The organism is Stappia sp. TSB10GB4 (assembly GCF_900185745.1).
Classification (GTDB): domain Bacteria; phylum Pseudomonadota; class Alphaproteobacteria; order Rhizobiales; family Stappiaceae; genus Stappia.
Map to the genome: position 1 here is coordinate 1 of NZ_FYAV01000043.1, position 25,433 is coordinate 25,433.

The 25,433-nt window shown below is 68.2% G+C and carries 19 protein-coding genes and 2 pseudogenes; 9 read left to right on the forward strand and 12 right to left on the reverse strand.

Translation table 11 applies throughout. The annotated features are described in order from the left end of the window. Positions 1 to 107, forward strand: a pseudogene (locus TSB10GB4_RS09255) (IS5/IS1182 family transposase); the annotation flags it as partial. 410 nt (positions 108 to 517) lie between these two features. On the opposite strand, the gene betB reads toward TSB10GB4_RS09255, so the two are convergent. The 3 genes from betB to betI all read right to left on the reverse strand — a co-directional run bounded on the left by betB (position 518) and on the right by betI (position 4,325). Further along, on the reverse strand, positions 518 to 1,981 hold the full coding sequence (gene betB, locus TSB10GB4_RS09260; RefSeq protein ID WP_186395505.1) for a betaine-aldehyde dehydrogenase: 1,464 nt from the start codon (positions 1,979 to 1,981) through the stop codon (positions 518 to 520). 63 nt (positions 1,982 to 2,044) lie between these two features. Further along, entirely contained in the window at positions 2,045 to 3,700 is a 1,656-nt protein-coding gene (gene betA, locus TSB10GB4_RS09265) for a choline dehydrogenase (protein WP_208984620.1), read from the reverse strand. A 4-nt stretch (positions 3,701 to 3,704) separates the two neighbouring features. Beyond that, entirely contained in the window at positions 3,705 to 4,325 is a 621-nt protein-coding gene (gene betI / locus TSB10GB4_RS09270; protein WP_186386822.1) for a transcriptional regulator BetI, read from the reverse strand. Between the two features lie 703 nt (positions 4,326 to 5,028). Here betI and TSB10GB4_RS09275 point away from each other — a divergent pair. The 3 genes from TSB10GB4_RS09275 (at position 5,029) to choV (ending at position 7,969) form a co-directional block, all read left to right on the forward strand. Beyond that, positions 5,029 to 5,976 (forward strand): choline ABC transporter substrate-binding protein, encoded by a 948-nt coding sequence (locus tag TSB10GB4_RS09275; RefSeq protein WP_186395506.1) that lies wholly within the window; start codon positions 5,029 to 5,031, stop codon positions 5,974 to 5,976. Positions 5,977 to 6,092: 116 nt separating this feature from the next. Beyond that, a complete protein-coding gene (gene choW, locus TSB10GB4_RS09280; protein WP_186395507.1) occupies positions 6,093 to 6,941 on the forward strand; it encodes a choline ABC transporter permease subunit in 849 nt (282 codons plus the stop codon). Further along, positions 6,938 to 7,969 (forward strand): choline ABC transporter ATP-binding protein, encoded by a 1,032-nt coding sequence (choV, locus tag TSB10GB4_RS09285; RefSeq protein ID WP_186395508.1) that lies wholly within the window; start codon positions 6,938 to 6,940, stop codon positions 7,967 to 7,969. Before choW ends, choV begins: the two co-directional genes overlap by 4 nt. Positions 7,970 to 8,092: 123 nt before the next feature. Here the strand turns inward: choV and TSB10GB4_RS09290 are convergent, their stop codons facing one another. From TSB10GB4_RS09290 to bla, 3 genes are all read right to left on the reverse strand, one after another. After that, entirely contained in the window at positions 8,093 to 9,442 is a 1,350-nt protein-coding gene (locus TSB10GB4_RS09290; protein ID WP_186395509.1) for an MATE family efflux transporter, read from the reverse strand. A 403-nt stretch (positions 9,443 to 9,845) separates the two neighbouring features. Further along, complete coding sequence (locus tag TSB10GB4_RS09295; RefSeq protein WP_186395510.1) at positions 9,846 to 10,211, reverse strand: VOC family protein; 366 nt, start codon at positions 10,209 to 10,211, stop codon at positions 9,846 to 9,848. A 112-nt stretch (positions 10,212 to 10,323) separates the two neighbouring features. After that, positions 10,324 to 11,226, reverse strand: a complete 903-nt coding sequence (bla, locus tag TSB10GB4_RS09300) for a class A beta-lactamase (protein WP_186395511.1) — start codon at positions 11,224 to 11,226, stop codon at positions 10,324 to 10,326. A 169-nt stretch (positions 11,227 to 11,395) separates the two neighbouring features. Between bla and TSB10GB4_RS09305 the strand changes: the two genes are divergently transcribed. From TSB10GB4_RS09305 to TSB10GB4_RS09315, 3 genes are all read left to right on the forward strand, one after another. Beyond that, a complete protein-coding gene (locus TSB10GB4_RS09305) occupies positions 11,396 to 12,262 on the forward strand; it encodes a LysR family transcriptional regulator (RefSeq protein ID WP_186395512.1) in 867 nt (288 codons plus the stop codon). 185 nt (positions 12,263 to 12,447) lie between these two features. Further along, positions 12,448 to 12,894, forward strand: a complete 447-nt coding sequence (locus tag TSB10GB4_RS09310; RefSeq protein ID WP_186395513.1) for a MarR family winged helix-turn-helix transcriptional regulator — start codon at positions 12,448 to 12,450, stop codon at positions 12,892 to 12,894. A gap of 119 nt (positions 12,895 to 13,013) precedes the next feature. Next, positions 13,014 to 13,916 carry a histone deacetylase gene (locus tag TSB10GB4_RS09315; RefSeq protein WP_186395514.1) on the forward strand — a complete coding sequence of 301 codons (903 nt, stop codon included), beginning with the start codon at positions 13,014 to 13,016 and terminating at the stop codon, positions 13,914 to 13,916. Between the two features lie 18 nt (positions 13,917 to 13,934). Here the strand turns inward: TSB10GB4_RS09315 and TSB10GB4_RS09320 are convergent, their stop codons facing one another. Beyond that, positions 13,935 to 14,210, reverse strand: a complete 276-nt coding sequence (locus tag TSB10GB4_RS09320; RefSeq protein ID WP_186386811.1) for a DUF6460 domain-containing protein — start codon at positions 14,208 to 14,210, stop codon at positions 13,935 to 13,937. Positions 14,211 to 14,627: 417 nt separating this feature from the next. On the opposite strand from TSB10GB4_RS09320, the gene TSB10GB4_RS09325 reads away from it, so the two are divergent. Further along, complete coding sequence (locus TSB10GB4_RS09325; protein ID WP_186395515.1) at positions 14,628 to 15,077, forward strand: META domain-containing protein; 450 nt, start codon at positions 14,628 to 14,630, stop codon at positions 15,075 to 15,077. 282 nt (positions 15,078 to 15,359) lie between these two features. Here the strand turns inward: TSB10GB4_RS09325 and TSB10GB4_RS09330 are convergent, their stop codons facing one another. The 5 genes from TSB10GB4_RS09330 to TSB10GB4_RS09350 all read right to left on the reverse strand — a co-directional run bounded on the left by TSB10GB4_RS09330 (position 15,360) and on the right by TSB10GB4_RS09350 (position 22,696). After that, a complete protein-coding gene (locus tag TSB10GB4_RS09330; RefSeq protein WP_186395516.1) occupies positions 15,360 to 17,579 on the reverse strand; it encodes a 3-hydroxyacyl-CoA dehydrogenase NAD-binding domain-containing protein in 2,220 nt (739 codons plus the stop codon). Between the two features lie 23 nt (positions 17,580 to 17,602). Continuing rightward, positions 17,603 to 18,811 carry an acetyl-CoA C-acetyltransferase gene (locus TSB10GB4_RS09335; protein ID WP_186395517.1) on the reverse strand — a complete coding sequence of 403 codons (1,209 nt, stop codon included), beginning with the start codon at positions 18,809 to 18,811 and terminating at the stop codon, positions 17,603 to 17,605. A 34-nt stretch (positions 18,812 to 18,845) separates the two neighbouring features. Beyond that, positions 18,846 to 19,952, reverse strand: coding sequence for an acyl-CoA dehydrogenase family protein (locus TSB10GB4_RS09340; protein ID WP_186395519.1), 1,107 nt, complete (start codon positions 19,950 to 19,952; stop codon positions 18,846 to 18,848). Between the two features lie 143 nt (positions 19,953 to 20,095). After that, the gene (locus tag TSB10GB4_RS09345; RefSeq protein ID WP_186395518.1) at positions 20,096 to 21,892 is read right to left on the reverse strand and encodes an acyl-CoA dehydrogenase C-terminal domain-containing protein; all 1,797 of its coding nucleotides are present in this window, start codon (positions 21,890 to 21,892) and stop codon (positions 20,096 to 20,098) included. Between the two features lie 354 nt (positions 21,893 to 22,246). Then, on the reverse strand, positions 22,247 to 22,696 hold the full coding sequence (locus TSB10GB4_RS09350) for a MerR family DNA-binding transcriptional regulator (protein ID WP_186386806.1): 450 nt from the start codon (positions 22,694 to 22,696) through the stop codon (positions 22,247 to 22,249). Positions 22,697 to 23,042: 346 nt separating this feature from the next. On the opposite strand from TSB10GB4_RS09350, the pseudogene TSB10GB4_RS09355 reads away from it, so the two are divergent. Next, positions 23,043 to 25,433, forward strand: a pseudogene (locus TSB10GB4_RS09355) (hypothetical protein); the annotation flags it as partial.

Sequence of the window (25,433 nt, forward strand, 5' to 3'; positions counted from 1 at the left end):
GATGGCGACGCCTCGTGCGCGACTATGAGCAGCGCATCGACGTCTCTCATGCCATGATCCTCGTCGCCATGGGCGGAAACCTGCTACGCAGAACAGCTCATCCCTGATTTTCCAAACGGACTCTTAGGCCGCCGGGCCCCAAAATGGTGGTATGCGTTGAGCCGACTTTAGGTTTTTATTTTCGCATCAACTCCCATGATAATTGGCAGCCTTGCGTCCCGTTGATCAAGATTCCTGACCATGAGTTTCTCAAGTGGGATAGTTTTATCGAGTGTACAATACTCGAGATTGATGATTACATAGTTAGTCAGTCTTTGAAGAAAAATGGGGTTATTGGGGTGGTTTCCCGAAAAGTTTGCGAAGATATTATTGATGCGCTTGGGTATGCGAGGGGCGCAAGGCGGGACAGGAATGCCATTCGGACAGCTCTTGAAAAGCTCATCCGCTGACTGTACAGAAACGGTATTCATCCGACATTTCTGCGCGTTGAAGTGGTTTTCTGCGGCGCGTTTCGCCCTCAATAGGCGCTGGCGACGTCGCCGAGTTCCACGTAGACGGACTTCACCTGGCTGTAATGCTCGATGGCGGCGTGGCCGTTCTCGCGGCCGATGCCGGACTTCTTGTAGCCGCCGAAGGGCATGGCGATCGGCGTCAGGTTGTAGGTGTTGATCCAGCAGGTGCCGGCATGCAGCGCGCCGATCACCCTATGGGCGCGGGAAATGTCGCGGGTGAAGACGCCGGCGGCAAGGCCGAACTCGGTCGCGTTGGCGCGCGCCACCGCTTCCTCCTCGCTGTCGAAATCGAGCACGCACATCACGGGGCCGAAGATCTCCTCGCGCGCGATGGTCATGTGGTCGGCGACGTCCGCAAAGACCGTCGGCTCAAGGAACAGCCCGTCCGGAAAGCCCTGCACGGTGGCGCGGGTGCCGCCGCAGACGAGCCGCGCGCCCTCAAGCTGGCCCGCCTCGATATAGCCGAGCACCTTGTCGAACTGGGCTTGCGAGACCAGCGGGCCGGTGTCGACGCTCTCGTCCATCGGATCGCCGAGCCTTGCGCGCGCCGTGCGCTCGGCCAGCCGCGCCAGGAAGGCCTCCTTCAGCCCCTTCTGCACGAAGACGCGGGTGCCGTTCGAGCAGATCTGGCCGGAGGAGTAGAAATTGGCGTTGATCGCCGCCGACACCGCATTGTCGAGATGGGCGTCGTCGAAGACGATCAGCGGCGACTTGCCGCCGAGTTCCAGCGTCACGTGCTTGAGCGTTCGCGCGGCGATCTCGGCGACTTTCGTGCCGGTGGGCACCGAGCCGGTCAACGAGACCTTGGCGACATCGGGATGCTCGACGAGGTGCGCGCCGGTCTCGCCATAGCCCTGCACCACGTTGAAGACCCCGTCGGGCAGGCCGGCTTCCTTCAGGATCTCGGCCAGCTTGAGCGCGCTGAGCGGGGTCAGCTCGGACGGCTTGAACACGACCGCATTGCCGCAGGCAAGCGCCGGCGCCGCCTTCCAGCAGGCGATCTGGATCGGATAGTTCCAGGCGCCGATGGCGCCGACGACGCCGAGCGGCTCGCGCCGCGTATAGGCGAAGGAGCCGCCGAGATCGATATGCTCGCCGGTCAGCGTCGCGGCAAGGCCGCCGTAATACTCGAGGCAGTCGGCGCCGGAGGCCGCGTCCGCCACCAGCGTTTCCTGCAGCGGCTTGCCGGTGTCCAGCGTCTCCAACTCGGACAGCTCGCGGTTGCGGGCGCGCAGAAGATCGGCCGCCCGCCGCAGCACCCGGCCGCGCTCGGCCGCCGGCGTCGCCGCCCACACGCGAAAGCCCGAGCGGGCCGCGGCAACGGCGGCGTTCACCGTCTCGGAGCCGGCCGCGCACAGCCGGGCGATCACCTCGCCGGTCGCCGGATAGCGGTTCTCGATCGGCCGCCCGTGCGGGTCTTCCTGGTAGCTGCCGTTGATGAAATGCGAAGCGGGGGGCTGGGCACGCATGAACTCTCTCCTGGCGGACACGGACCGGAATTTTACGAATGAGTGTAAGGCAAGTCTAAGGCGTCAACGCTGTTCTGTCCGCCAGTTCGGATGGATCCACGGCTGCTTGTTGGAGCGCGGCAGCGGCTCGCGCCCCATGACATGGTCGGCGATCTTCTCCCCGACCATGATCGAGGGGGCGTTGAGATTGCCGTTGGTGATCTGCGGGAAGATCGAGCTGTCGGCGACGCGCAAGCCTTCCACGCCGATCACCCGGCCCTGCGGGTCGACCACCGCGAGCGGATCGTCGGCCGCGCCCATGCGGCAGGTGCCGCAGGGATGGTAGGCGCTTTCGGCGTGATCGCGGATGAAGTCGTCGAGCTCGGCGTCAGACTGGACGTTGTCGCCCGGCTGGATCTCGCGGCCGCGATAGGGGGCGAAGGCCTCCTGGCCGAAGATCTCCCGCGTCAGGCGGATGGCGGCGCGGAAGTCCTCCCAGTCGTCCGGGTGGGACATGTAGTTGAACAGGATCGAGGGCGCGGCCATCGGGTCCGGCGAGGTCAGCGCCACGCGGCCGCGCGACTTCGAGCGCATCGGCCCGACATGCGCCTGGAAGCCGTGGCCTTCGGCCGCCGCCTTGCCGTCGTAGCGCACGGCGAAGGGCAGGAAATGGTACTGGATGTCGGGATACTCGATGCCGGCGCGCGAACGGATGAAGGCGCAGGCCTCGAAATGGTTGGAGGCGCCGAGCCCGGCGCCGAAGAACAGCCACTGCGCCCCGATCACCGCTTTCGAGATCAGGTTCCAGTGCTTGTAAAGGGTGATCGGCTGGATACAGGCCTGCTGGATGTAGAGCTCCAGATGGTCCTGCAGATTGGCGCCGACGCCCGGCCGGTCGGCCAGCACCGGCAGGCCGAGGGCGCGGAGCGCGGCCGCATTGCCGATCCCTGAGAGCATCAGGATCTTCGGCGAGTTGATCGAGGAGGCGGCAAGGATCACCTCGGCCGAGGCGCTTACCCTCTCGAGGCGCCCGCCGCGCCGGAACTCGACGCCGGTGGCGCGCTGCCCGTCGAACAGCACGCGGGTGACGGTGGCGCCGGTGAACAGGTGGATGTTGGGCCGCTTCAGGGCGGGGCGCAGATAGGCATTGGCGGTGGACCAGCGCCGGCCCCGCCACACGGTCATCTCCATGTCGCCGAAGCCTTCCTGCTTCAGGCCGTTATAGTCCGGCGTCGTCTCGTAGCCGGCCTGGCGCCCGGCCTCGACGAAGGCGGCATAGAGCGGGTTCCATTTGGTGCCGCGGGTGACATGCAGCGGGCCGGAGGTGCCGCGCACGCCGGCCTCGCCGCCATGGCTCGTCTCCATCCGCTCGAAATAGGGAGCGACATCGGCATGGGACCAGCCGCGCGCGCCCATCTCCTCCCAGGTGTCGAAGTCGCGCGCATGGCCGCGCACATAGACCATGCCGTTGACCGAGGAGGAGCCGCCGATGACCCGCCCGCGCGGGGTCGCCAGCCGGCGGCCGCCGAGATGCGGCTCGGGCTCGCTCTGAAAGCCCCAATCGTAGCGGGACATGTTCATCGGATAGCTGAGCGCCGCCGGCATCTGGATGAAGGGGCCGATATCGGTTCCGCCGGCCTCCAGCACCAGTACCTTGTTGGCCGGGTCCTCCGACAGGCGATAGGCGAGGGCGGCACCGGCCGAGCCGGAGCCGACGACGATATGGGTGGCGTCCTGCATGGGTCTATCCGTTTCCCTGAGGTCCGGTGTCGGTGAGGGCGAGCGAGGGGGCGCCGATCTGGCGCTCGACATAGTCCTCGACCCGGCGGATGGCGGTGCGCGGCTGCGGCGGTCCGTCGGCGAAGATGCGCTGCAGCCACAGCCCGTCGATCATCGCTGCGGTGCCTTCCGCCGCATGGCGGGCGCGCTCGCCGGGAATGAGCGCGGCGAAGGCATGGGCGAGATTGGAGACCAGCCGCCGGTGATAGATCCGCAGCAGGCGGCGGGTTTCCGCGTCGGTGCGCGCCTGCAGGTAGAAGGCGAGCCAGGCGGAAATCAGCGCCGGCTGGAACTGGGTCGGCGCGAAGCTTGCCGAAATCATCGCCGAGATGCGCTGGCGCGGGCCGGCGGCGCCGGCCATCCGCTCGCGGGTCTCGCGCGACAGGTCGGTCAGCAGAAAGCGCATGGTGGCGTTGAGCAGCCCGGCCTTGGAGCCGAAATAGTGATGCGCGAGGCCGCCCGAGACGCCGGCGCGCCGCGCGATCTCAGCCATCGTCGCATCGCCGAAGCCGCGCTCGTGGATCGTCTCGACGGTGGCGTCGATCAGCGCCTTGCGGCGATGGGTTTCCATTCCGATTCGCGGCATCTGCGCTCCGTTTCCAGCCCGCCCCGTTCGTTCTGAAGCTCGCTCGTGATCCACCGGCCGCGCCATCGGGCAGCCCCATGGTGGAAGGTCTCCCGTACCGGCCGCCCTTGCTGTCGATGCCGCGGGAGGGACGCCGCGCGGGCGATCTCGCAGGGCTGACGCCGCAGGGTTGACGCCGCAGGGTTGACGGGCAGACACGATGCGTGCGCGACCCGCCACGGGATACGACCCGAGCCGGCGCGCCTTGCTCTTCAACAAGTAATTTTGATTGGCCGTTCAATCAACGAAAAAACGAAAAATGCGCGGGGAATTGCACATGCCGTTCAAAAGTGGTTTGATGTATGACGAAACGGGCAGGGAGGTCCGGTTCATTCGGCCGGGGGTTGCACGCCGCGATTTGCAGTTCGGAATTGCGCTTCGGAAGTCGCCATCAGGGGTATGCTGTCCGGGATGCGCTGTCCGGACGCGGCGCCTCGGGTTGGCCTCGAAATCGGGGGCACTGCGGCCCCGTTGCCGGCACGCGGGACCTTCCGCCCTCCTTCGAACCCTTGCGCGCCGCAGCTTGCGGGCCGCGCGTCGGGACCTTGCGCCGCCGCGTTTCGCGGCCGGCTCCCAACGGCGCGGCCAGCCTTGCCGCCGTGCCGCAACCCAGCATGCGGGCCGGCCCTTCCGGTCGTCCCGCCCGTCAGGAGGACACACGCTGATGACCACCCTTGCCCTGCGCTTCGGCGCCGCAGCCCTTGCCCTGGGTCTGGCCGCACCGACCGCCCTGGCGGCGGAAGCCGAAGCCTGCAAGACCGTCCGCTTCTCCGATGTCGGCTGGACCGACATCACCGCCACCACCGCCACCGCCTCGGTGGTGCTGGAGGCGCTGGGCTATGTAAGCGATGTCAAGATCCTCTCGGTGCCGGTCACCTATGCCTCGCTGAAGAACAAGGACATCGACGTCTTCCTCGGCAACTGGATGCCGACCATGGAGGGCGACATCGCCGCCTATCGCGAGGACGGCTCGGTGGAGACCGTGCGCGCCAACCTGGAAGGCGCCAAGTACACGCTCGCCGTGCCGCGCTACACCTATGACAAGGGCCTGAAGTCCTTCGCCGATATCGCCAAGTTCAAGGACGATCTCGACGGCAAGATCTACGGCATTGAGGCCGGCAACGACGGCAACCGCCTGATCATCGACATGATCGAGGGCGACATGTTCGGCCTCAAGGACTTCCAGATCGTCGAAAGCTCCGAGGCCGGCATGCTGTCGCAGGTCTCGCGCGCCGTGCCGCGCAAGCAGGACGTGGTCTTCCTCGGCTGGGAGCCGCATCCGATGAACGCCAATATCGACATGGCTTATCTGGAGGGGGGCGACGAGGTGTTCGGTCCCGATCTCGGCGGCGCGACGATCTACACCAATGTGCGCGCCGGCTATCTCAGCGAGTGCCCGAATGTCGGCAAGTTCCTGCAGAACCTGGTGTTTTCGCTGCAGATGGAAAACGAGATCATGGGCGCGATCCTCAATGACGGCACTGAGCCGAACGCCGCCGCGACCGCCTGGCTGAAGGACAACCCGGGCGTCGCCGAGGCCTGGCTCGACGGCGTCACCACCTTCGACGGCGGCGATGCCACGGCCGCCCTGAAGGGCGCCCTCGGCCTTTAGAGCCTCCCGCCCGCCCGCGCAGCCTTGCCAGGTGCGCGCGGGCGGGCCGCATCCGCCCAAGCGGGCCGGCGCCAAGCCCCCGCACAAGATGACAAGACCGGACGGCGAGGCTGCGCGTGGACTGGCTCACCCAACACAAGATCCCTATCGGTCCCTGGGCCAAGGCGGTGGTCGACTGGCTGACCGCCAATGCCTATTGGGTGTTCGACGGCATCTCGGCGGTGCTCGAAACCCTGATCCGGGCCATTCTCTGGCTGTTGCAGGCGCCCGGCCCGCTGGCGGTCGTGGTCCTCGCGACGATGCTGGCCTTCGCGGTGCAGCGGCGCGTCTCCTTCGCGCTGTTCGTCGCCGCCAGCCTGCTTCTCATCATCAACCAGGGTTACTGGAAGCAGACGACCGAGACCCTGTCGCTGGTGATCGCCGCCTCCGCCGTGTGCATGGCGCTCGGCGTGCCGCTCGGGGTTGCCGCCGCGCACCGGCCCAAGCTCTTTGCCGCCATGCGCCCCGTCCTCGACCTGATGCAGACGATCCCAACTTTCGTCTATCTGATCCCGGCGCTGATCCTGTTCGGCCTCGGCATGGTGCCGGGCCTGATCGCCACGGTGATCTTCGCGATCCCCGCGCCGATCCGCCTGACCCGGCTCGGCGTTGCCTCCACCCCGCGCCAGTTGATCGAGGCGGGCGAGGCTTTCGGCGCCACCGGCTGGCAGCTCCTGTGGAAGGTCGAGCTGCCCTATGCCCTGCCGCAGATCATGGCCGGGCTGACCCAGACCATCATGCTGTCGCTGTCGATGGTGGTGATCGCCGCGCTGGTCGGCGCCGACGGGCTCGGCGTGCCGACCTTGCGCGCGCTCAACACCGTCAACATCGCCCAGGGCTTCGAGGTCGGCATCGCCATCGTGCTGGTCGCCATCATGCTCGACCGCTTCTTCCGCACCCGCGACGAAGGGGAGGGCAGCCGATGACCGCCGCCGTCTCGTTCCGCAATGTCGACATCGTCTTCGGCAAGCGCCAGCACGCCGCCCTGCCGCTGATCGATGCCGGCCGCAGCCGCGCCGAGATCCAGAAGGAGACCGGCCAGATCCTCGGTGTTGCCGGCGCCAGCTTCGACATCCGCGTCGGCGAGCTGATCGTGCTGATGGGCCTGTCGGGCTCCGGCAAGTCGACGCTGCTGCGCGCCGTCAACGGGCTCAACCGGGTCACCCGCGGCGAGGTTCTGGTGCACAATGGCGCGGCTTCCGTGAACCCCTCCGCCTGCACACCGCAGGAGTTGCGCGCCCTGCGCCGCAGCCGCATCGCCATGGTGTTCCAGCAATTCGCGCTGCTGCCCTGGCGCACGGTGCGCGAGAATGTCGGCTTCGGGCTGGAACTGGCCGGGATACCGGCGCGCGAGCGCCGCCAGAAGGTCGACGCGCAACTGGAGCTGGTCGGCCTTGCCCAGTGGGGCGACAAATATGTCCACGAGCTCTCCGGCGGCATGCAGCAGCGCGTCGGGCTGGCCCGCGCCTTCGCCACCGATGCGCCGATCCTCTTGATGGACGAGCCGTTCTCGGCGCTCGACCCGCTGATCCGCGGCCATCTGCAGGACGAGCTGCTGGCGCTGCAGGACAAGCTCAACAAGACCATCGTCTTCGTCAGCCACGATCTCGACGAGGCGGCGAAGATCGGCAACCGGATCGCCATCATGGAAGGCGGGCGGGTGATCCAGCTCGGCACGCCGCAGCAGATCGTGCGCAAGCCGGCGAACGACTATGTCGCCGATTTCGTGGCGCATATGAACCCGCTCGGGGTGCTGCGCGCCCGCGACATCATGCGTCCGCTGGACGAGGGAGAGGCGGGCACGCTGGAGGGCACGCCGCGCTGCGCGCCGAAGACGCCGGTGCGCGAGGTGATCGCCCTGAAGCGGGCGAGCGTGCGGCCGGTGCTGGTGTGCGAGGGCGACACGCCGCTCGGCCTCGTCGGCGAGGGCGAAATCCTCGATTGCCTGCGCTAGCGCAATTCCAGGAAAAGTGGGAACCGGTTTTCCGTCCGGAATTGCGCGAAAACAAAACGACAGAGCATTTCCATGACACGCGTTAAGATGGAAATTCGCTAGAACCCTTTCGGCTTCGCCAGCTCAAACGGGCTGCGCGGGAAAGGTCTGTCGCGCCCGCCGGCCGGTGATCGCCAGCAGCGAAAAGCCGCGCGCGGCCAGGAACACGGTGAAGGCCAGCCACAGGCCGTGATTGCCGAGCGCCGGAAAGGCGGCCCAATAGACGGCGAAATACAGCACCAGCGACACCAGCATCATGTTGCGCATGTCGCGCGACCAGGTGGCGCCGATGAACACCCCGTCCATCTGGAAGGCGAGGACGCCGAGCAGCGGCGTTGCCGCAGCCCAGGCGAGATAGATTATGGCCGTCTGGCGCACATCCTCCGCCGTCGTCATCGCGCGGATGAGCAGCGGGCCGGCGACGAAAAACACCAGCGAGATCAGCCCGGCCAGCACAAAGCCCCACAGGAGGCTGAGCTTCAGCGAACGGTCGAAGGCGGGGCGGTAGCGCGCGCCGACGGCGCGGCCGGCAAGCTGTTCGGCCGCCGTCGCCAGCCCGTCGAGGAAGAAGCTCGCCACCATGAAGAACTTTTCCAGGACGGCATTGGCCGCCAGCACCGTGTCGCCTTGCGCCGCCGAGCGCGACATGAAGAAGGCGAAGGCGGTGATCAGCGCGAAGGAGCGGATCAGGATGTCGCCGTTGAGCGCCATCATCCGCGTGAAGCGGGCCTTGTCGACGATCTGCGCGCGGGTGGGGAGCGGGCGGCCCGACAGGGCGCGGGCGGCGACCACCGTGCCGGCCAGGGCGGTCAGCGCCTCGGCGACGACGGTGGCGGCGGCGACGCCGGCGACGCCCCATTCGAGATACAGCACGAAGAGGACGGAGAGGGCGATGTTGATGCCGTTCAGCCAGCTCTGCAGGCCGAGCGCGGTCATCGCCTGGCCGCGGCCGATGAACCAGCCGAGAAAGGCGTAATTGGCGAGCGCCAGCGGCGCGGAGAGGGCGCGGATGGCGAAATAGCTGGCGGTGGCCGCCTGCACCTCGGCGCTGCCGCCCATCAGCCACAGGCCGGCGGTCAGCGCCGGCTGCTGCAGCACGATCACCGCCGCGCCGAGCGCCAATGCCAGCAGCACGGCGCGGAAGAGGACCGCGCGCTCCTCCTCGCCATCGCCCGCCCCGCTCGCCTGCGCGGTCAGCCCCGTGGTGCCGGCGCGCAGGAAGTTGAAGCTGGTGAAGACGATGTCGAACAGCACGCCGCCAAGCGCGATGCCGCCGAGCAGCGCGGCATCGCCGAGCTGGCCGATCACCGCCGTGTCGATGAGCCCGAGCAGCGGCGTCGACAGATAGGCGAGCGTCATCGGCACGGCGATGGCAAGGACGCTGCGGCTGGTCACGTCGAACGGGCGCACGGCGCCGGAGGGCTGGCTCGTCATCTGGCTTGGCTCTGAAACGGGGGCTCTGAAATGCGGGCGCGAAAACGGCGGCGCGGACGCGGGCGGGAGAGTCGTCTTCCCGGAACGCTAGCGAACAAAGACGGAACGGTCAAACGGGATGTGGCCGGGGAAGCGGGGCTCCTGCCGTGCTGTGCCGTGCTCGATCGTTCTGTCATCCTCCTGCACGATGCTCTCCCGGCGTCTTCCCGGGCGAGCCTCGCGAGACCCGGGACCGGGGAGGCAGGGCACTGGTGGATCGTCCGTGAGTGTATCCGAGACGCCCTCGGCGCGCTGTCCGGGAGGACGAGTGGAGGGGCCGGTTCGCCGGTTCCCCGTCGCGGCTGCGCCTTGCCCGGAATGAGGAAGGAAAGGGCGGAAGGGGAAGCCGCGCTGTGCTTTCGGCTTATTCTTCCCCCGCGTGCTCCAGGATGTTGAGCAGGCGCCCGTTCGGGTCGCGCAGGAACAGGCGGCGCACGCCCCAGGGCTCAAGGGCCGACCCGTATTCGGGCTGAAGGCCCGCGCGTTCGATGCGGGCGATCACCGCGTTGAGGTCGTCCACCTCGATGGAGAGGTCCGGCACCGGGGTGCCCGATCCACCTTGCGTGGCGATGCCGATCTGCGGGCGTGCCGGGCTGGGGGCGTCGGCGGCGAGCGTGACGATCCAGCCGTGGTCCATCACCGGCTGGAGGCCGAGAATATCCCGGTAGAAGGCCTGCGAGGGGCCGGTGTCGGTGACGGCGATGTTCGCGACGATGCGCCTGACGGTCATGCGGTGCTCCCGTGGATTGCTGCGGGAGAGGGTAGGCGATGCGGCCACGGCTGCATTGAAGAAATGTCGGGTGGGCGGGGCGGCGCAGGGAGCCGTCCCGCCCCGACGAGGCTCAGATGGAGGCGGCGATGCGGGCAATCTCGGCCAGGGTGGCGTCGCGCGTCTTGGCCTCGGCCTGCGGCATTTCGCAATAGGCGGTGACGATCAGCGCGCCGCGGCTGCTCGGCCAGGCGACGCCGATGTCGTTGGCGTGGCCCTTGCCGCTGGTGCCGGTCTTGTCGCCGACCAGCCAGTCGGCGGGAAAGCCGGCCCGCAGCCGTGCGTCGCCGGTCCGGTTGGTGACCAGCCACGCGGTCAGTCGGTCGCGCGAGCGGCGCGACAGGGCATCGCCGAACAGCAGCTTGCGCAAGGTCTGGGTCATCGCCCTCGGCGTCGTCGTGTCGCGCTCGTCGCCGGGCCCGTCATGGGCGTTGAGCTCCGGCTCCATGCGGTCGTGACGGGTGACCTCGTCGCCGAGCGAGCGGGTGAACCCCGTCAGCGCCGCCGGACCGCCGAAGCTCTTGAGCAGCAGGTTGGCGGCGGTGTTGTCGCTCATCGTCACCGTCGCCTCGCACAGCTCCGCGACCGTTAGGCCGGGGCCGCCGGCATGCTTTTCCGTGCCGGGCGACCAGGAGACGAGATCGCCCTTGGTGAAGGGGATGCGCCGGTCGAGCTGTTCTTCCTCCCGGTCGACGCGGGCAAGCACGAAGGCGGCGAGCGTCAGCTTGAATGTCGAAGCCATCAGAAACCGTTCGTCCAGCCGATTGCCGAAGGTCTGCCCGCTGGCAACGTCATGGATGGCGATGCCGAGGCGGCCGCCCTGTTTGCGCTCCAGCGCGGCGAGGCGACCTTCGATATCGGCGGCATCGGCCGTGCCGGCACGGGCGGGTGTCGCCAGCAGAGCGGTGCCGGTGGCCAGTGTCGGGGCGAGCAGAAGCGAGCCGGCAAGTGCCTGCCGGCGGGACAGTTTGAACATGGGTGTCGTCTCCGTGGTGACAGCGTGCGACCTGCGCCGGTTGGCCCCGGCGGCAGGCGCTGGATGGCCTCCCAGCCTGCGGGGGCGATCATGCGCAAACATAAGACCCTCGCCAAACGATCAATTCTGGGATTAGACATGAGAAAATCTTGGCCTTGGAGGAAAGCCCATGGATGTCTCGCAATTGCCGCTCAATGCGCTGCGCGCCTTCGAGGCCTCGGCCCGGCTCGGCAGCTTCACCCGCGCCGGGCTGGAACTGCGGGTGACGCAGACGGCGATCAGCCATCAGGTGAAGGCGCTGGAGGAAACGCTGGGCCTCACCCTGTTCAAGCGGCTGCCGCGCGGCCTTGCGCTCACCGACGAGGCGCAGGCCCTACTGCCCGTGCTGAGCGACGCGTTCCGGCGGATGAGCGCGACGCTGAGCCAGTTCGAACAGGGCAATTTCCGCGAGATCCTGACCATCGGCGTCGTCGGCACCTTCGCCATCGGCTGGCTGCTGCCGCGCCTCTCGCGCTTTCGCGAGGCCCATCCCCATGTCGACCTGCGGCTGAAGACCAACAACAACCGCGCCGACATGCTGCTCGACGGGCTCGACCTGTTCATCCGCTTCGGCGATGGCGCCTGGCACGCAACGGAGGCGGTGCGGCTGATGGAGGCACCGTTCTCGCCGGTCTGTGCGCCGCAGATCGCGGCCCGGCTTGCGCAGCCGCGCGACCTTGCCGGCGCGGATCTGCTGCGCTCCTACCGTCAGGACGAATGGGCGGCCTGGTTCCGCATGGCCGGCCTCGAGTCGCTGCCGGCCCGCGGCTTCATGTTTGATTCCTCCAGAGCCCTGGTCGAGGCGGCGGCGCTGGGGGCGGGCGTCGCCCTGGTGCCGGTGGCGATGTTCGCCCGCGAGATCGCGGAAGGGCGCGTCGCCCGGCCCTTCGCGGTGGAGGCGCCGCTCGGCGCCTACTGGCTGACCTGGCTGAAATCGCGCCGGCAGACGCCGGCCATGCGCGCCTTTCGCCAGTGGATCGAAGGCGAGGCGGGCTGAGGGGGCGCCGTCGTCGTTCGTCTGCTCTCTCCGGACCCTCCTCGTCAGCCCTTTCTCGCCGGCCCCTCCTCGCCAGATCCTCGCCAGACCCTCCTCGCCAGGAGCTGGGTCTACTGCTCCCTTGAATTGCGTGAGTAATCACGTATATAGACTGCAACAGTCACGCAACAGGAAGGTTTCGTGTCATGAACGCGCTTGTCTTCACCCTTCTCGACATTGCCGGTCTGATCGAGAAGCGCTTCGACCGCCCGCTTGCCGGCGCCCGCGGCGTCAGTTTCCGCGAATATCGCCTGCTGAAAAGCCTGTCGGAGTTTCCCGGAAGCCGGGCGATGCGGGTGGAACTGGCAGAGGGCGTCGGCCTGACGCCCTCTGCCGTCACCCGCGCGCTGAAGCCGCTGGAAAAGCTCGGCTATGTGGTGACGGAAAAGGGCGAGCGCGATGCCCGCCAGAGCCTGGCGCGGCTGACTGAGGCCGGCGAGATCCTGCTGGCCGATGCCGATGCCATCGTCGCCGATGTGGTGGCCGGCCTGCCGGCCATGTCGATCAGCGAGGGCCAGCTTGCCGAACTGCATCGCGGCCTCGCCGGTCCGCCGGCGAGCCGGACGGTGCCCTTGCGGGCCGCCATCGTCTGACGTTTGAACGGGTGCGGGGGTGTCCCATCGGCGGACGCCCCCGCACTGGTCTCCCGCGCCGGGCCGAGCGTATAAGATCTGTCCCGCTTGGGTCCCGCAGCCGGAGTACCGGGTTCCGCATGTCGCTCGCCATCGTCCATCATCCGGCCTTCTGTGCCGACATTCCGGCCACGCACCGCTTCCCGATGAACAAGTTCCGCCGGGTGGCGCAGGTGCTGGTCGAGGACGGGCTGGTCGTGGAGGGCGGCTTCCACCAGCCGGCGCCCGCACCGGCGGAGTGGATCGCGCTCGCCCATGACCGGGCCTATGTCGACCAGGTCTTCGCCGCCGACGTGCCGGCGCCGATTGCCCGCGAGATCGGCCTGCCGATGAGCGAGAGCGTCGCCTTGCGCGCCCGTTGCGCCACGGCCGGCACGGTGCTCGCCGGGTTGCTGGCGCTCGACCGGGGCATTGCCTGCAACACCGCCGGCGGCAGCCATCATGCCAGGAGCTCGCAAGGGGCGGGGTTCTGCGTCTTCAACGATGTCGCGGTGGCGATCCGCCTGCTGATGGCGGACCGAGCGATCCGCCGCGCCATGGTCGTCGATCTCGACGTGCATCAGGGCGATGGCACGGCGCAGATCTTCGCCGGCGACGCGGCGGTGTTCACCCTGTCGCTGCATGCGGGTCGCAACTATCCGGTGCGCAAGGTACCCTCGAGCCTCGACGTGCCGCTGGAGGACGGCGTCGGGGATGCCGCCTATCTGGAGGCGCTTGCCGCTGTCCTGCCGGGCGCGCTCGCCACCTTTCGACCCGACATCGTCTTCTACAATGCCGGCGTCGACCCGCATGAAGAGGACCGGCTGGGGCGCCTGTCGCTGAGCGACGAGGGGATCGCCGCGCGCGACCGCTTTGTGATTTCGCGCGTGCGCAAGGCGGGTATCCCGCTCGCCGGGGTGATCGGCGGCGGCTATCTGGAGGACATCGACAGGCTGGCGCGCCGCCACACGATCCTGCACCGGGTGGCGGCGGAGTTCGCCTGATCGCGCGAGGCGTTTGGTTCAGCTCCGCCGGCCGATGCTCATCAGCCGCAGCACCGCCCAGACCGGGATCACCACCACCGCACCGAGCAGGAAATAGCCGCCGAGCTGGCCGAGCGCCTCGAAGCCGAGGTTCCACAGCCGGCGGATGAACGACACCATCCCGTCGAACAGGTCGAGCGGGTGCAGGTCGAGCGCCGACAGCAGCACGCCGACGACGAAGGACAGAAAGAGCAGCTTGACGATCACCCGGCCGGGCGAGTCGCCGAGGAAGCGGCTGATCGGAGAGTTGGACATGCGTCGGTTCCCGAGAAGGCTGCCGGATGCGCGCAAGGCCCGCGCGTCTCGGTCTGATGACCGCAGATGTAGGCGGGCGATCCCGCCGGAGCAAACCGAAAATCGGCGTCGGCGGTTTGCGGCGGCGTTTGTCGCCCGCGTCAAGATGATGCCACATTGGAGCGGGACATCTCGTGTCGCAGGATGCGGACGACTCGCGGCGGCCATTGCCGCGCCATGCGAGGCCCGTGAGGCGGTGGGCCCGGCCGTATCCTGGATCGGTAACGCTCCGGCGCCGGGACCGTCCGCAAATGGAGGGTCCCCGCTGGCTTCGGCCCGGCCGGGTGCGGCAGGAGCCGCCGGAGCGCGCCGACCTCGTTGCAGCCGACAGGTCCGTTGCCATGGCGCGGACCGGTCAAGCCAGGAATGCCCGTCGACATGAGTGCCGCTTTGCGAAAGCCCGCGATCCTCGCGCTTGCCACCCTGCCGCTTCTCGGCCTTGCCGCCCATCCCTCGGCCGCCGAGGCGCAGGACCTCTCCGTGACCGGAACCTGGCGGATCGAGGCGCTGGCAGCGCCCGGCGGCGCGCTGGTCGATGTCGACCAGGGCCTGTCCAGCCGCACGGAAGTGACCATCGACCGGCACGGCATGTGGCTCGCTTCGGCCGGCTGCAACCGGCTGCGCGGCACGCTGCAGCAGATGGGACACGCGCTCGCCGTCTCGACCCGGGTGATGGCAACCGAAATGGCCTGCGAAGGCGCCTCCGGCGACCTGGAGCGCCGGTTCCTGCATTTCTTCCCGGCGGTGAAGCAGATCGACGGCATGCCCGGCCGCGTGCTCTTGCGCGACCAGTCGGGCGCCGCGGTGGTGCTGCTGGTCTACAAGTAGCGCTGGTTTGGCGCGGTTCCGGATCGGCCCGTCTGGGGCGTTCCGGGACTATGGAGCTGCCGCCATGCGCTACCGCCACCGCTCTGGGAACGAATAGGCCCCGGCGCGCGCTGCGCTTGGCCGGGGTGACGGCCGAGGGGATGCGAGGTCATGCCTCCACCTCTGATGTCATCCCGGCCGCAGGCGAAGCCTGCAGAGCCGGGAACCATTGGCACCTTCGGCAAGCATGAGGGAGGAGCGCATCGCCACCTCCACGGCTGTACGCCTGCGCAGGCAGGCGGCCTATGCCGCCTCGCGCGCGCCGGCGTCCGGCCCCTTCTCGGGGGCGAAGCGCTCGTAGAAGCGGGCGTCGGTCTTCGCCATCTCCTTGAGCAGGCGGTTCGGCTTGAAGCGCGGACCCCATTTCTTGGTGAACTTGCGGCACAGCTCGGTGAAGGCGGCGGTGCCCATGCCGTCGATATAGGACAGGGTGCCGCCGGTGAACGGCGCGAAGCCGAAGCCGAGGATCGAGCCGACATCCGCCTCGCGCACGTCCGTCAGGCAGTTTTCCTCGAAGATCCGCGCCGTCTCCAGCGCCTGCATGACGAGGAAGCGCTGCTTCAACTCCTCGACATGGAAGGCCTCAGCCGGCTTCGGCTTGCCGACCACTTCGGGGATGCCCGGCCACAGCTTTTTGTCGCGGCCCTGATAGTCGTAGAAGCCCTTGCCGTTCTTGCGGCCGAACCGCTCGCGCTTGACCACCATCTCTTCCAGGATGTTGTCGAGCGGACCTTCCACATATTTGACGCCGAGGTCCTTGCGCGTCGCCGAGACGATCTTCCAGGCAAGGTCCAGCGCCACCTCGTCGCCGAGCGACAGCGGACCGACCGGCATGCCGGCCATGCGCCCGCAATTCTCGATCATCGCCGCCGGCACCCCGTCCGCGAGCATCATCAGGCCCTCGCGGATATAGGTCATGACCACGCGCGAGGTGTAGAAGCCGCGCGAGTCGTTGACGACGATCGGCGTCTTCTTGATCGCCTTGATGTAGTCGAGCGCCATGGCCAGCGCCTTGTCGCCGGTCTTCTTGCCGAGGATCACCTCGACCAGCATCATCTTGTCGACCGGTGAGAAGAAGTGGATGCCGATGAAGTTCTTCGGCCGCTTCGAGATCTCGGCGAGCGAGGTGATCGGCAGGGTCGAGGTGTTGGAAGCATAGATCGCCCGTGGCTTCAGCACCGCCTCCGCCTGCTCGGTCACCGCACGCTTGATCTCGCGGTCCTCGAACACCGCCTCGATGACGAGGTCGCAGTCGGCCAGCGCCGCGTAGTCGGGCGTCGCCGTGATGCGCGACAGCAGCGCCTCCTTGTCGGCCTCGCTCGCCCGGCCGCGCTTCATCGCCTTCGACACCAACTCGTCGGAATGGGCCTTGCCCTTGTCGGCGGCCGCCTGGTCGCGGTCGATCAGCACCACGTCGATGCCGGCCTTCGCGGTGACATAGGCAATGCCTGCGCCCATGAAGCCGGCGCCGAGGATGCCGACCTTGCGGATGCGGTTCGCCTTGACCGAGGCCGGCCGCCGCGCGCCCTTGTTCAACTCCTGCATGGAGACGAACAGCGAGCGGATCATGCTGGCCGCCTCCGGCGTCTGCAGCACATGGGCGAAGTAGCGGCTTTCCACCGTCAGCGCCTGGTCCATCGGCAGCAGCAGACCCTCGTAGACCGACTTCAGCAGCGCCCGGGCACCGGGATAGTTGTCATGGGTCTCGCGCCGGTAGATGGCATTGGCCGCCGGCCAGAACTGGAAGCCGGCCGGCGAGTAGATCGCCCCGCCCGGCAGGCGGAAGCCCTTCTGGTCCCACGGCTTGACCGGGTCGACGCCGGCTTTCAGCAGCTTGACGGCCGCCGCCACCAGCTTCTTCGCCGGGGCGGTCTCGTCGATCAGTTTCATCGCCTTCGCCTGGGCGGCGTTCAGCGTCTTGCCCTGGAGCAGGAATTGCAGGCCCTGCTGGCTGTCGGTCATGCGCATGACGCGCTGGGTGCCGCCGGCGCCGGGGAAGAGGCCGACCTTGACCTCCGGCAGCGCCATCTTGAAGACGTCTTCCTCCGCCGCGACCCGCGCGTGGCAGGCAAGCGCCAGTTCCGTCGCCCCGCCCATGCAGGTGCCGTTGATCGCCGCGACGAAGGGCTTGCCGCAGGTCTCCAGCTTGCGGAAGATCTGCGACAGGCGCCGCGAGCCGTCGAACAGCATCCGCGCCGCGCCTTCCGGATCCTTCGCCCGCTTGCCGTGGAAGTCGCGCAGCAGCCCCTCCAGCATGGTCAGGTCGGCGCCGCCGGAAAAGGCGGCCTTGCCCGAGGTGATGACGGCGCCCTTGACGGTGGTATCGCCCGCGACCGCGTCGATGATCGCGTCGAGCTCCTCCATCACCGACATGTCGATGACGTTCATGCTCTTGCCCGGCATGTCCCAGACGATATGGGCGATGCCGGCGTCGGTGGTCAGGGTGAAGTTGCTATAGGTCATGGTCTGTCCTCCGCCTGCTCGCCTTAGACGCGCTCGATGATCGTCGCCGTGCCCATGCCGGCGCCGATGCACAGCGTCACCAGGGCGGTGTTGAGGTCGCGCCGCTCCAACTCGTCCAGCACGGTGCCGAGCAGCATCGCGCCGGTGGCGCCGAGCGGATGGCCCATGGCGATGGCCCCGCCATTGACGTTGACGATGGCCGGGTCGAGGTCGAAGGCCTGCTGGTAGCGCAGCACCACCGAGGCGAAGGCCTCGTTGATCTCGAACAGGTCGATGTCCTTCAGCGACATCTTGGCGCTCGCCAGCAGCTTCTCGGTGACGTCGACCGGCCCGGTCAGCATCAGGGCCGGCTCCGAGCCGATATTGGCGAAGGCGCGGATGCGCGCGCGCGCCGTCAGCCCGGCCTTGCGCCCGGCCTTGCGGTTGCCGATGAGAACAGCGGCGGCCCCATCTACAATACCCGACGAGTTGCCCGCGTGGTGCACATGGGTGATGCCGGCAAGCTCGGGATGGGCCTGGATCGCCACCGCGTCGAAGCCGCCCATCTGACCCATCATCTCGAAGGACGGGTTCAGCGCGGCCAGCGACTGCATGTCGGTGTCGGGCCGCATGTGCTCGTCGCGGTCGAGGATGGTCAGCCCGTTGAGGTCGCGCACCGGCACGACGGAGCGGGAGAAACGGCCTTTCTCCCAGGCCTTGGCCGCGCGCTTCTGGCTTTCCACCGCATAGCTGTCGACATCGTCGCGGGAAAAGCCGTACTTGCTGGCGATGAGGTCCGCCGAGACGCCCTGCGGCATGAAGTAGGAGGGCAGGGCGACCTCGGGATCGATCGGCCAGGCCCCGCCCGAGGCGCCGATGCCGATGCGGCTCATAGATTCCGCACCGCCGGCGATGACGAGGTCGTGCTGGCCGGCCATCACCTGCGCCGCGCCGAAATTCACCGCGTCGAGGCCGGAAGCGCAGAAGCGGTTGATCTGGATGCCCGGCACCGCGTGGTCATAGCCGGCTGCGAAGACCGCGGCGCGGGCGATGTCGCCGCCGGCCTCGCCGACCGGGTCGACACAGCCCAGCACCACGTCGTCGATCAGCCTGGTGTCAAGGCCGTTGCGCTCGCGCAAGGCCTTGAGCGGCTCGGCCGCCAGCCGCACCGCCGGCACCTCATGCAGGGCGCCGTCCTTCTTGCCGCGCCCGCGCGGCGTGCGCACATGGTCGAAAATCAATGCGTCGGCCATCGATGCCTCCTTGGCTTGTCCCGCTGTCGCGCCCCTAAAGGCTGCGGGCGATCAGCACTTTCATGATCTCGTTGGTCCCGGCATAGATCCGCTGCACGCGGGCATCGGCATAGAGCCGGGAGATCGGATATTCGTTCATGTAGCCATAGCCGCCGAAGAACTGCAGGCACTCGTCCATCACCTTGGACTGCAGGTCGGTGGTCCAGTATTTCGCCATCGAGGCGGTGGTGCCGTCGAGCTCGCCCGCCACATGCCGGGCGATGCAGTCGTTGACGAAGACCTGGCCGATGGTCGCCTCGGTCTTCAGTTCCGCCAGCTTGAACTGGGTGTTCTGGAAGTCGAGGACGCGCTTGCCGAAAGCCTGCCGCTCCTTGACATAGTCGAGCGTCAGGGCGAGCGCCCGCTCGATCGCCGCCATCGCCTGCACCGCAACCAGAAGTCGCTCTTGCGGCAACTGTTCCATCAACTGATAGAAGCCGCGCCCCTCTTCCGGGCCGAGCAGCGCGTCGGCCGGCACGCGCACGTCGTCGAAGAACAGCTCCGACGTGTCGTTGCCCTTGAAGCCGAGCTTGTCGAGATTGCGGCCGCGGCGAAAGCCCTCCGCGCCCTCGGTCTCCAGCACGAAGAGCGAGACGCCCTTCGATCCGGCCGCCGGATCGGTCTTGGCGACGACGATGATCAGGTTGGCGAGCTGGCCGTTGGTGATGAAGGTCTTGGCGCCGGAAATCCGGTAGTGATTGCCGTCGCGCACCGCGCTGGTGCGGATCGCCTGCAGGTCGGAGCCGGCGCCCGGCTCGGTCATAGCGATGGCACCGATCATCTCGCCGGAGGCGAGCTTTGGCAGCCAGCGCTCCTTCTGCTCCTGCGACCCGTAGTGCTTGATATAGGGCGCGACGATGGCCGAATGCAGGGCGATGCCGAAATGGTCGAAGCCGGCAAGGCCGAGCCGGCGGATGATCACGGATTCATGGGCGAAGGTGCCGCCGGCCGCGCCGTATTCCTCCGGCATGCCGGAGCACAGGAAGCCGCCGGCGCCGGTCTTCTCCCAGGCCGCGCGCGTGACGCAGCCGGCCTCCACCCAGGCCTCGTAGTCCGGGGCGATCTCCCGCTCGAGGAAGCGCGCGAAGGCGTCGTCGAGCATCGTCAGTTCGTCGTTCATCCATGCCGGCGTTCCGGCGTTCAAGACGCTCAAGCCGCTCTCCTCCCTGCGACGGTTCTTGTCGTTGTGCGGTCGCGGCACGCCCCCGCGCGCCGCACCCTGTCCGTGGTTCCGCGATCGTCGGCTCAGAAGGCGGCGGCGTCGAGGCCCATCATCGTGTCGGCGCCGGCCGAGACCCGGGCAAGGCGCAGCCCGGTCTCCGGCATGTGGCGCTCCATGAAGTAGCGGGCGAGCGTCAGCTTGGTCTCGTAGAACGCCCTGTCGCCGTCGGTGCCGGCGGCAAGGGCCGCCTGCGCGCTCTTCGCCATGCGCGCCCACATGTAGCCGAGCGCGACGATGCCGAAGAGATGCATGTAGTCGGTCGAGCCGGCACCGGCATTGTCGGGCTTGGTCATGGCATTGTTCATGAACCACATGGTCGCCGCCTGCAGGTCGTCGAGACCGGCCTTCAGCGGTCCGCCAAGCGGGGCGAGGGCCTCGTCGCCGGAGATCTCCTTCAGGAAAGCGCCGACTTCCTTGAAGAAGGTCATCACCGCCCGGCCGCCGTCGCGCGGCAGCTTGCGGCCGACCAGATCCAGCGCCTGGATGCCGTTGGCGCCCTCGTAGATCATAGTGATGCGGGCATCGCGGACGAATTGCGACATGCCCCATTCCTCGATATAGCCGTGGCCGCCGAGCATCTGCTGCGCCGCCACCGCATTCTCGAAGCCCTTGTCGGTGAGCACGCCTTTGATCACCGGGGTCATCAGGCCCATGTGGTCGTCCGCCGCCTGCGCTTCAGCCTTGTCGGACGAGCGGTGCGAGACGTCGGACTGCAAGGCCGTCCACAGCACCAGCGCGCGGGCCGCTTCGTTGAAGGCGCGGATCGACAGCAGCGTGCGGCGGACGTCCGGATGCACGAGGATCGGGTCGGCCTTGCCGTCCGGGTTCTTCGGCCCGGTCAGCGACCGGCCCTGCAGCCGCTCGCGGGCATAGGCCAGCGCGTTCTGATAGGCGACCTCGGACTGGGCGAGGCCCTGCACGCCGACGGCGAGGCGCGCCTCGTTCATCATCACGAACATCGCGTTGAGGCCGCGGTTTTCCTCGCCGATCAGCCAGCCGGTCGCCTCGTCATAGTTCATGACGCAGGTGGCGTTGCCGTGGATGCCCATCTTCTCTTCCAGCGAGCCGCAGGACACGCCGTTGTGCGCGCCGGGCTTGCCGTCGCCATCGGGCAGGAATTTCGGCACGATGAACAGCGAGATGCCCTTTGTGCCCTCCGGCGCGCCCTCGATGCGGGCCAGCACCAGATGCACGATGTTCTCCGTCAGGTCGTGCTCGCCGGCGGAGATGAAGATCTTCTGCCCCGAGATGCGGTAGCTGCCGTCGCCCTGCGGCACGGCCTTCGACTTGATCAGGCCGAGATCGGTGCCGCAATGCGGCTCGGTCAGGTTCATGGTGCCGGACCACTCCCCGGAGGCGAGCTTCGGCAGGTAGAGCACCTTCTGTTCCGCGCTGCCATGCACCAGGATCGCCGCTGCCGCGCCCTGCGACAGGCCCGGATACATGCCCCAGGCCAGGTTGGCGCCGGAAATGAACTCCTGCATCACCGAGTTGAGCGTCGTCGGCAGGCCCTGGCCGCCATACTCCTCCGGCATCGACAGGGCGATCCAGCCGTTCTCGCGATAGGTGTCGTAGGCCGCGCGGAAACCCTTGGGCGTCGTCACGCTGCCATCGTCGTGGCGGGTGCAGCCCTCGCGGTCGCCAGTGGCGTTGAGCGGGGCGATCTCCTCCTGGCAGAAGCGCGCGCCCTCGTTGAGGATCGCCTCGACGAGGTCGGGCGTCGCGTCGGCAAAGCCCGGCAGACTGCCGTGGCGGTCGTAGCCCAGCACCTCGTTCAGCAGGAACATCACATCCCGGACGGGGGCGGTATAGCTTGGCATGATCATCCTCCCGATGGTCGGCCCGGCCTGTGGTGCCGGTTGCGCGGCGCAGCCTGTATCACAGACCTGACGTTTCCGTAAACGTCACCTTGCACTGGTTATATGGCCGGCGGCCGACGCTCGCAAGGCCTGTTCCTGCGGTTCAGCCCGAAAAATCGCGCGCCGCCGGCCACTCTCAGTGCGATTGACGGCAAAATCAGGGAGATTCCGACCGAAAACCGCCGGAGCGGGTCGCGACACGCGACGAAAACGCAAAAACCCCGCGCCGGGGAGCGGCACGGGGTTCGACAGGTCTGACAGAGGGCGCGCGCGTCGTCGGGGGAGGGCGGGCCCTGACCCTAGGCAAGGCGCGACTCAGTCGCCCTCCTTCTCCTTCAGCATGCCGGAGACGATTTCCACCGTCCGGCCGAGCTCCTCGATCGCCTGGTCGATGTCGCGGCGCTGCGTCACCAGCACGTCGATCTGCTCCTGGAACCGCGACAGCGCCACCTTGAGCTGGGTGACCTGGCCGTCGCGCAGGTCATAGAGATCGAGCATGTCGAGGATCTCGGCGAGGGAGAAGCCGACCCGCTTGCCCATCAGCACCAGCTTCAGCCGTGCCCGGTCGCGGCGCGTATAGACGCGGTTCATGCCGTCGCGGCGCGGGTTGAGAAGGCCCTTGTCCTCGTAGAACCTGAGGGTCCGCAAGGTGACATCGAATTCCTTCGCAAGGTCCCCGATGGTGAAGAGCGTCTTCTTTGTCGTCTCGTCCTTGGCGGCCACCGCCTCGACGATATCGTTGTTGACCGAGAGCGCTTCGCTCATGGCATTTTCCTTGGCATTGACCGGAAAAGGCGGCCGGAAGCGGACATCGCTCCGGGGCGGTTCCGGCGGGTCTTCAGGGGCATGACATTACGTAACCTGCACCTGGCATACATTCCGTGCACGTAAGCGTCAAGCGGCCTTCCGGCGGTTCGCGATGGCTCTGTTGCGATCCGCGCGGCCCGTTTACCGGTCGTTAACCATGTAAATCCGCCACTTAACCGGCTGTTTACCATAAGCGGCGACAGTTTACGCCAAGCTCGTCCGGGTACCGTGTAGCCGTGTTCCCACCGGGGCGAAGAAGATTGCTGGCGCGACACGCGCCCCACATGGGTTTGAGAGGCAGTTCATGTCCTGGAACGCGCGACATCGCAGTGAACGCGGCCTGCCGAGGGAAGACGGCCAGGGGCGCGAGGCGCAGGGCGAGCCCGAGAGCTGGTACGAGCCGCGCCGCCGGCCGCCGGCCGCCGACCCCTCCCGCGGTGTCGAGCGGGCGAGGGCGCGCGAGCAGCTCAACGATGTCGCCGACGCCCTCGGGCGGTTGATAGACACGCCGCAACCCGCAGCCGGCAACCGCCAGGCGCGCCGCGCCGCTGTCTCCCGCGCCCGCAGCGAGCGCCCGGCAGTTGCCGCAGCGCCAGCGCCGGCCGCGCCAGCTTCGCGAAGCGGCCGGATCGAGGCGGTGCTGAGCGCGCTCGACCGGCTCGACCGCCGCGTCGAGGACCTTTCTCACGAGGCCGATGCCCATCACGCCTCCGCTCATGACGCAAATGGCCGCGGCGCGCGCGCCGGACAGCGGGCCCCTGGCCTTGCGCGCCCGAACGCGTCTGCCCCGACCCGCGCGCCGCGCCGCCCCGCCGCTCCGCCGCCCCGCGAGGACTGGCGCGACGCCGGCTACGGCTACGACGACAGCTACGGTGCACCGCGCGACGCCGGCTATGATGAGGCCCGCTACGACGATCCCCGTTACGACGACGCCCGCTACGAGAATGCCCGCTACGATGGGGATGAGGCGCTGTATGACGGGCTGGCGGACGCGGATTACGGCCATGAGCACCCGGCGCCGATGCCGCCGCGCGGCGGCTGGCGCGAGGAGCGCGGCGGCGACGACCTGCGGCCGCTGATCCGCGACCTCGCCCATCGGGTCGAGCGGGCGAGCGGGGCGCGCGACGACCGGCTCGACGTGCTGCGGCGCGAGATCGCCGACCTGCGGGGCTTCCTGACCCAGAGCCTGCGCGCCGAGCGCGAGCGGGCCGCCTCCCGCGACAGCGGCGAGATGCGCCGCCTGTCCGACGCGGTGGAGCGGCTGCGCGCCGATCGGGGCGACATGCGCCTTGTCCGCGAGCTGCGGTCCGAGATTGCTGACCTGCGCGCGATGATCGGCCACTCGAATGTCGAGGGTATGCTGACGACGCTGGAAAGCGGCTATGCGCATCTGGTCCAGCGTCTCGACGAGATGGCGCGCGACCGGCTGGAGCCGCGCCTCGTCGCCGAACTCGGCCAGCGCCTTGCCGACATCGAGGATGCCTTCCGCATCGTGCCGCGCGGCGACCAGCTCGCCGCCCTGGATGACCGCGTCGCCGATATCGGTCACCGGGTCGAGGAACTGGTTCGCCGCAGCGGCGGTGCCGATCTCGACCTGCTGCGCGGCGAGATCCGCAGCGTGCGCGATCTGGTCGAGCGGTTCGACGTCGGCGACCTGCTCGCCGGCATCGACGAGCGCATGAGTGCCCTGGCCCGGCGCTTCGACACCATCGACCGGCTGGTCGAGGAGCAGCGCCACCTCGCCGAGCGGATGGGCGCCATCGAGCACCGGCTGCCGCAGTCGGGCGCCGTCGACCGGCTGCAGGACCGGCTGGAGGAAATCGCCAGCATGCTGGCCGACGACCGCAACAGCCGCGCCGATCCGCAGCTCGACGAGAAGCTCGGCGAGATTTCCGGCCGGCTGAAGCGGATCGAGACCGCCCGGCAGATGCCGCCGAGCTATGATGCCGCCTTCACCCTGCTGGAAAAGCGGCTTACCGCCATCGACGGCAAGATCAACGCCCTCGACCGGCCCGACCGGGTGACGCTCGTCGCCGAAGGTCAGCAGGCCAGCATCGAGGCCGATCTGATCGCCCGTCTCGAGGCCGGCATCGCCAATCTCAACGAGCGCTTCGAGACCGGCCGTGCCTTCGCCGGCGGCGACGAGTTCGAAAGCCTGCGCCGGGAGATCGCCTCCTTGCGCGACAGCGTCGCCCAGCCGGTGTCGGTGGGCGAACTCGAGGCACAACTCCGCGATCTGGCCGAGGCCGTCAGCCGTGGCTCCGCCAGCGACGACGCGGCGGTTCTCTCCCAGGTCGAGGACAAGATCGCGGCGCTTGCCGCCAAGCTGGATGCCGCCGACAGCGGCTTTGCCCGGCTCGGCGAGATCCAGAGCGCGCTGCAGGCGGGCGGAACCGGCGGCGACGTCGCCCAGGCCCTGCGCGGCGACCTGCATCGGCTGATGGAGGCGGCGACCAATTCCGAGCGCCGCTCGCGCGAATCCATGGACAGCGTCCAGGACGTGCTCGCCTCGATCAACAACCGGCTGATGGCGCTGGAGCACGACGCCCGCATGGCGGCCATGCCTGCCTCCCGTCCCGAGGACGACCGGCCGCTGGAGCCCGGCTCGGGCAAGCCGCGCGTCCGCCAGCAGGCGCCGCCCCGGACGGAGGCGCCGGTGCCGCCGCGCGCCGAGGCATCGGTTGCCGCAAGCGGC

What these genes read in the sequence shown, in the direction of transcription:
- betB (WP_186395505.1), bottom strand. Translation starts at nt 1,981, where the DNA reads ATGCGTGCCCAGCCCCCCGCTTCGCATTTCATCAACGGCAGCTACCAG.
- betA (WP_208984620.1), bottom strand. Translation starts at nt 3,700, where the DNA reads ATGCAGGACGCCACCCATATCGTCGTCGGCTCCGGCTCGGCCGGTGCC.
- betI (WP_186386822.1), bottom strand. Translation starts at nt 4,325, where the DNA reads ATGCCGCGAATCGGAATGGAAACCCATCGCCGCAAGGCGCTGATCGAC.
- TSB10GB4_RS09275 (WP_186395506.1), top strand. Translation starts at nt 5,029, where the DNA reads ATGACCACCCTTGCCCTGCGCTTCGGCGCCGCAGCCCTTGCCCTGGGT.
- choV (WP_186395508.1), top strand. Translation starts at nt 6,938, where the DNA reads ATGACCGCCGCCGTCTCGTTCCGCAATGTCGACATCGTCTTCGGCAAG.
- TSB10GB4_RS09290 (WP_186395509.1), bottom strand. Translation starts at nt 9,442, where the DNA reads ATGACGAGCCAGCCCTCCGGCGCCGTGCGCCCGTTCGACGTGACCAGC.
- TSB10GB4_RS09295 (WP_186395510.1), bottom strand. Translation starts at nt 10,211, where the DNA reads ATGACCGTCAGGCGCATCGTCGCGAACATCGCCGTCACCGACACCGGC.
- bla (WP_186395511.1), bottom strand. Translation starts at nt 11,226, where the DNA reads ATGTTCAAACTGTCCCGCCGGCAGGCACTTGCCGGCTCGCTTCTGCTC.
- TSB10GB4_RS09305 (WP_186395512.1), top strand. Translation starts at nt 11,396, where the DNA reads ATGGATGTCTCGCAATTGCCGCTCAATGCGCTGCGCGCCTTCGAGGCC.
- TSB10GB4_RS09310 (WP_186395513.1), top strand. Translation starts at nt 12,448, where the DNA reads ATGAACGCGCTTGTCTTCACCCTTCTCGACATTGCCGGTCTGATCGAG.
- TSB10GB4_RS09315 (WP_186395514.1), top strand. Translation starts at nt 13,014, where the DNA reads ATGTCGCTCGCCATCGTCCATCATCCGGCCTTCTGTGCCGACATTCCG.
- TSB10GB4_RS09320 (WP_186386811.1), bottom strand. Translation starts at nt 14,210, where the DNA reads ATGTCCAACTCTCCGATCAGCCGCTTCCTCGGCGACTCGCCCGGCCGG.
- TSB10GB4_RS09325 (WP_186395515.1), top strand. Translation starts at nt 14,628, where the DNA reads ATGAGTGCCGCTTTGCGAAAGCCCGCGATCCTCGCGCTTGCCACCCTG.
- TSB10GB4_RS09330 (WP_186395516.1), bottom strand. Translation starts at nt 17,579, where the DNA reads ATGACCTATAGCAACTTCACCCTGACCACCGACGCCGGCATCGCCCAT.
- TSB10GB4_RS09335 (WP_186395517.1), bottom strand. Translation starts at nt 18,811, where the DNA reads ATGGCCGACGCATTGATTTTCGACCATGTGCGCACGCCGCGCGGGCGC.
- TSB10GB4_RS09340 (WP_186395519.1), bottom strand. Translation starts at nt 19,952, where the DNA reads ATGCTCGACGACGCCTTCGCGCGCTTCCTCGAGCGGGAGATCGCCCCG.
- TSB10GB4_RS09345 (WP_186395518.1), bottom strand. Translation starts at nt 21,892, where the DNA reads ATGCCAAGCTATACCGCCCCCGTCCGGGATGTGATGTTCCTGCTGAAC.
- TSB10GB4_RS09350 (WP_186386806.1), bottom strand. Translation starts at nt 22,696, where the DNA reads ATGAGCGAAGCGCTCTCGGTCAACAACGATATCGTCGAGGCGGTGGCC.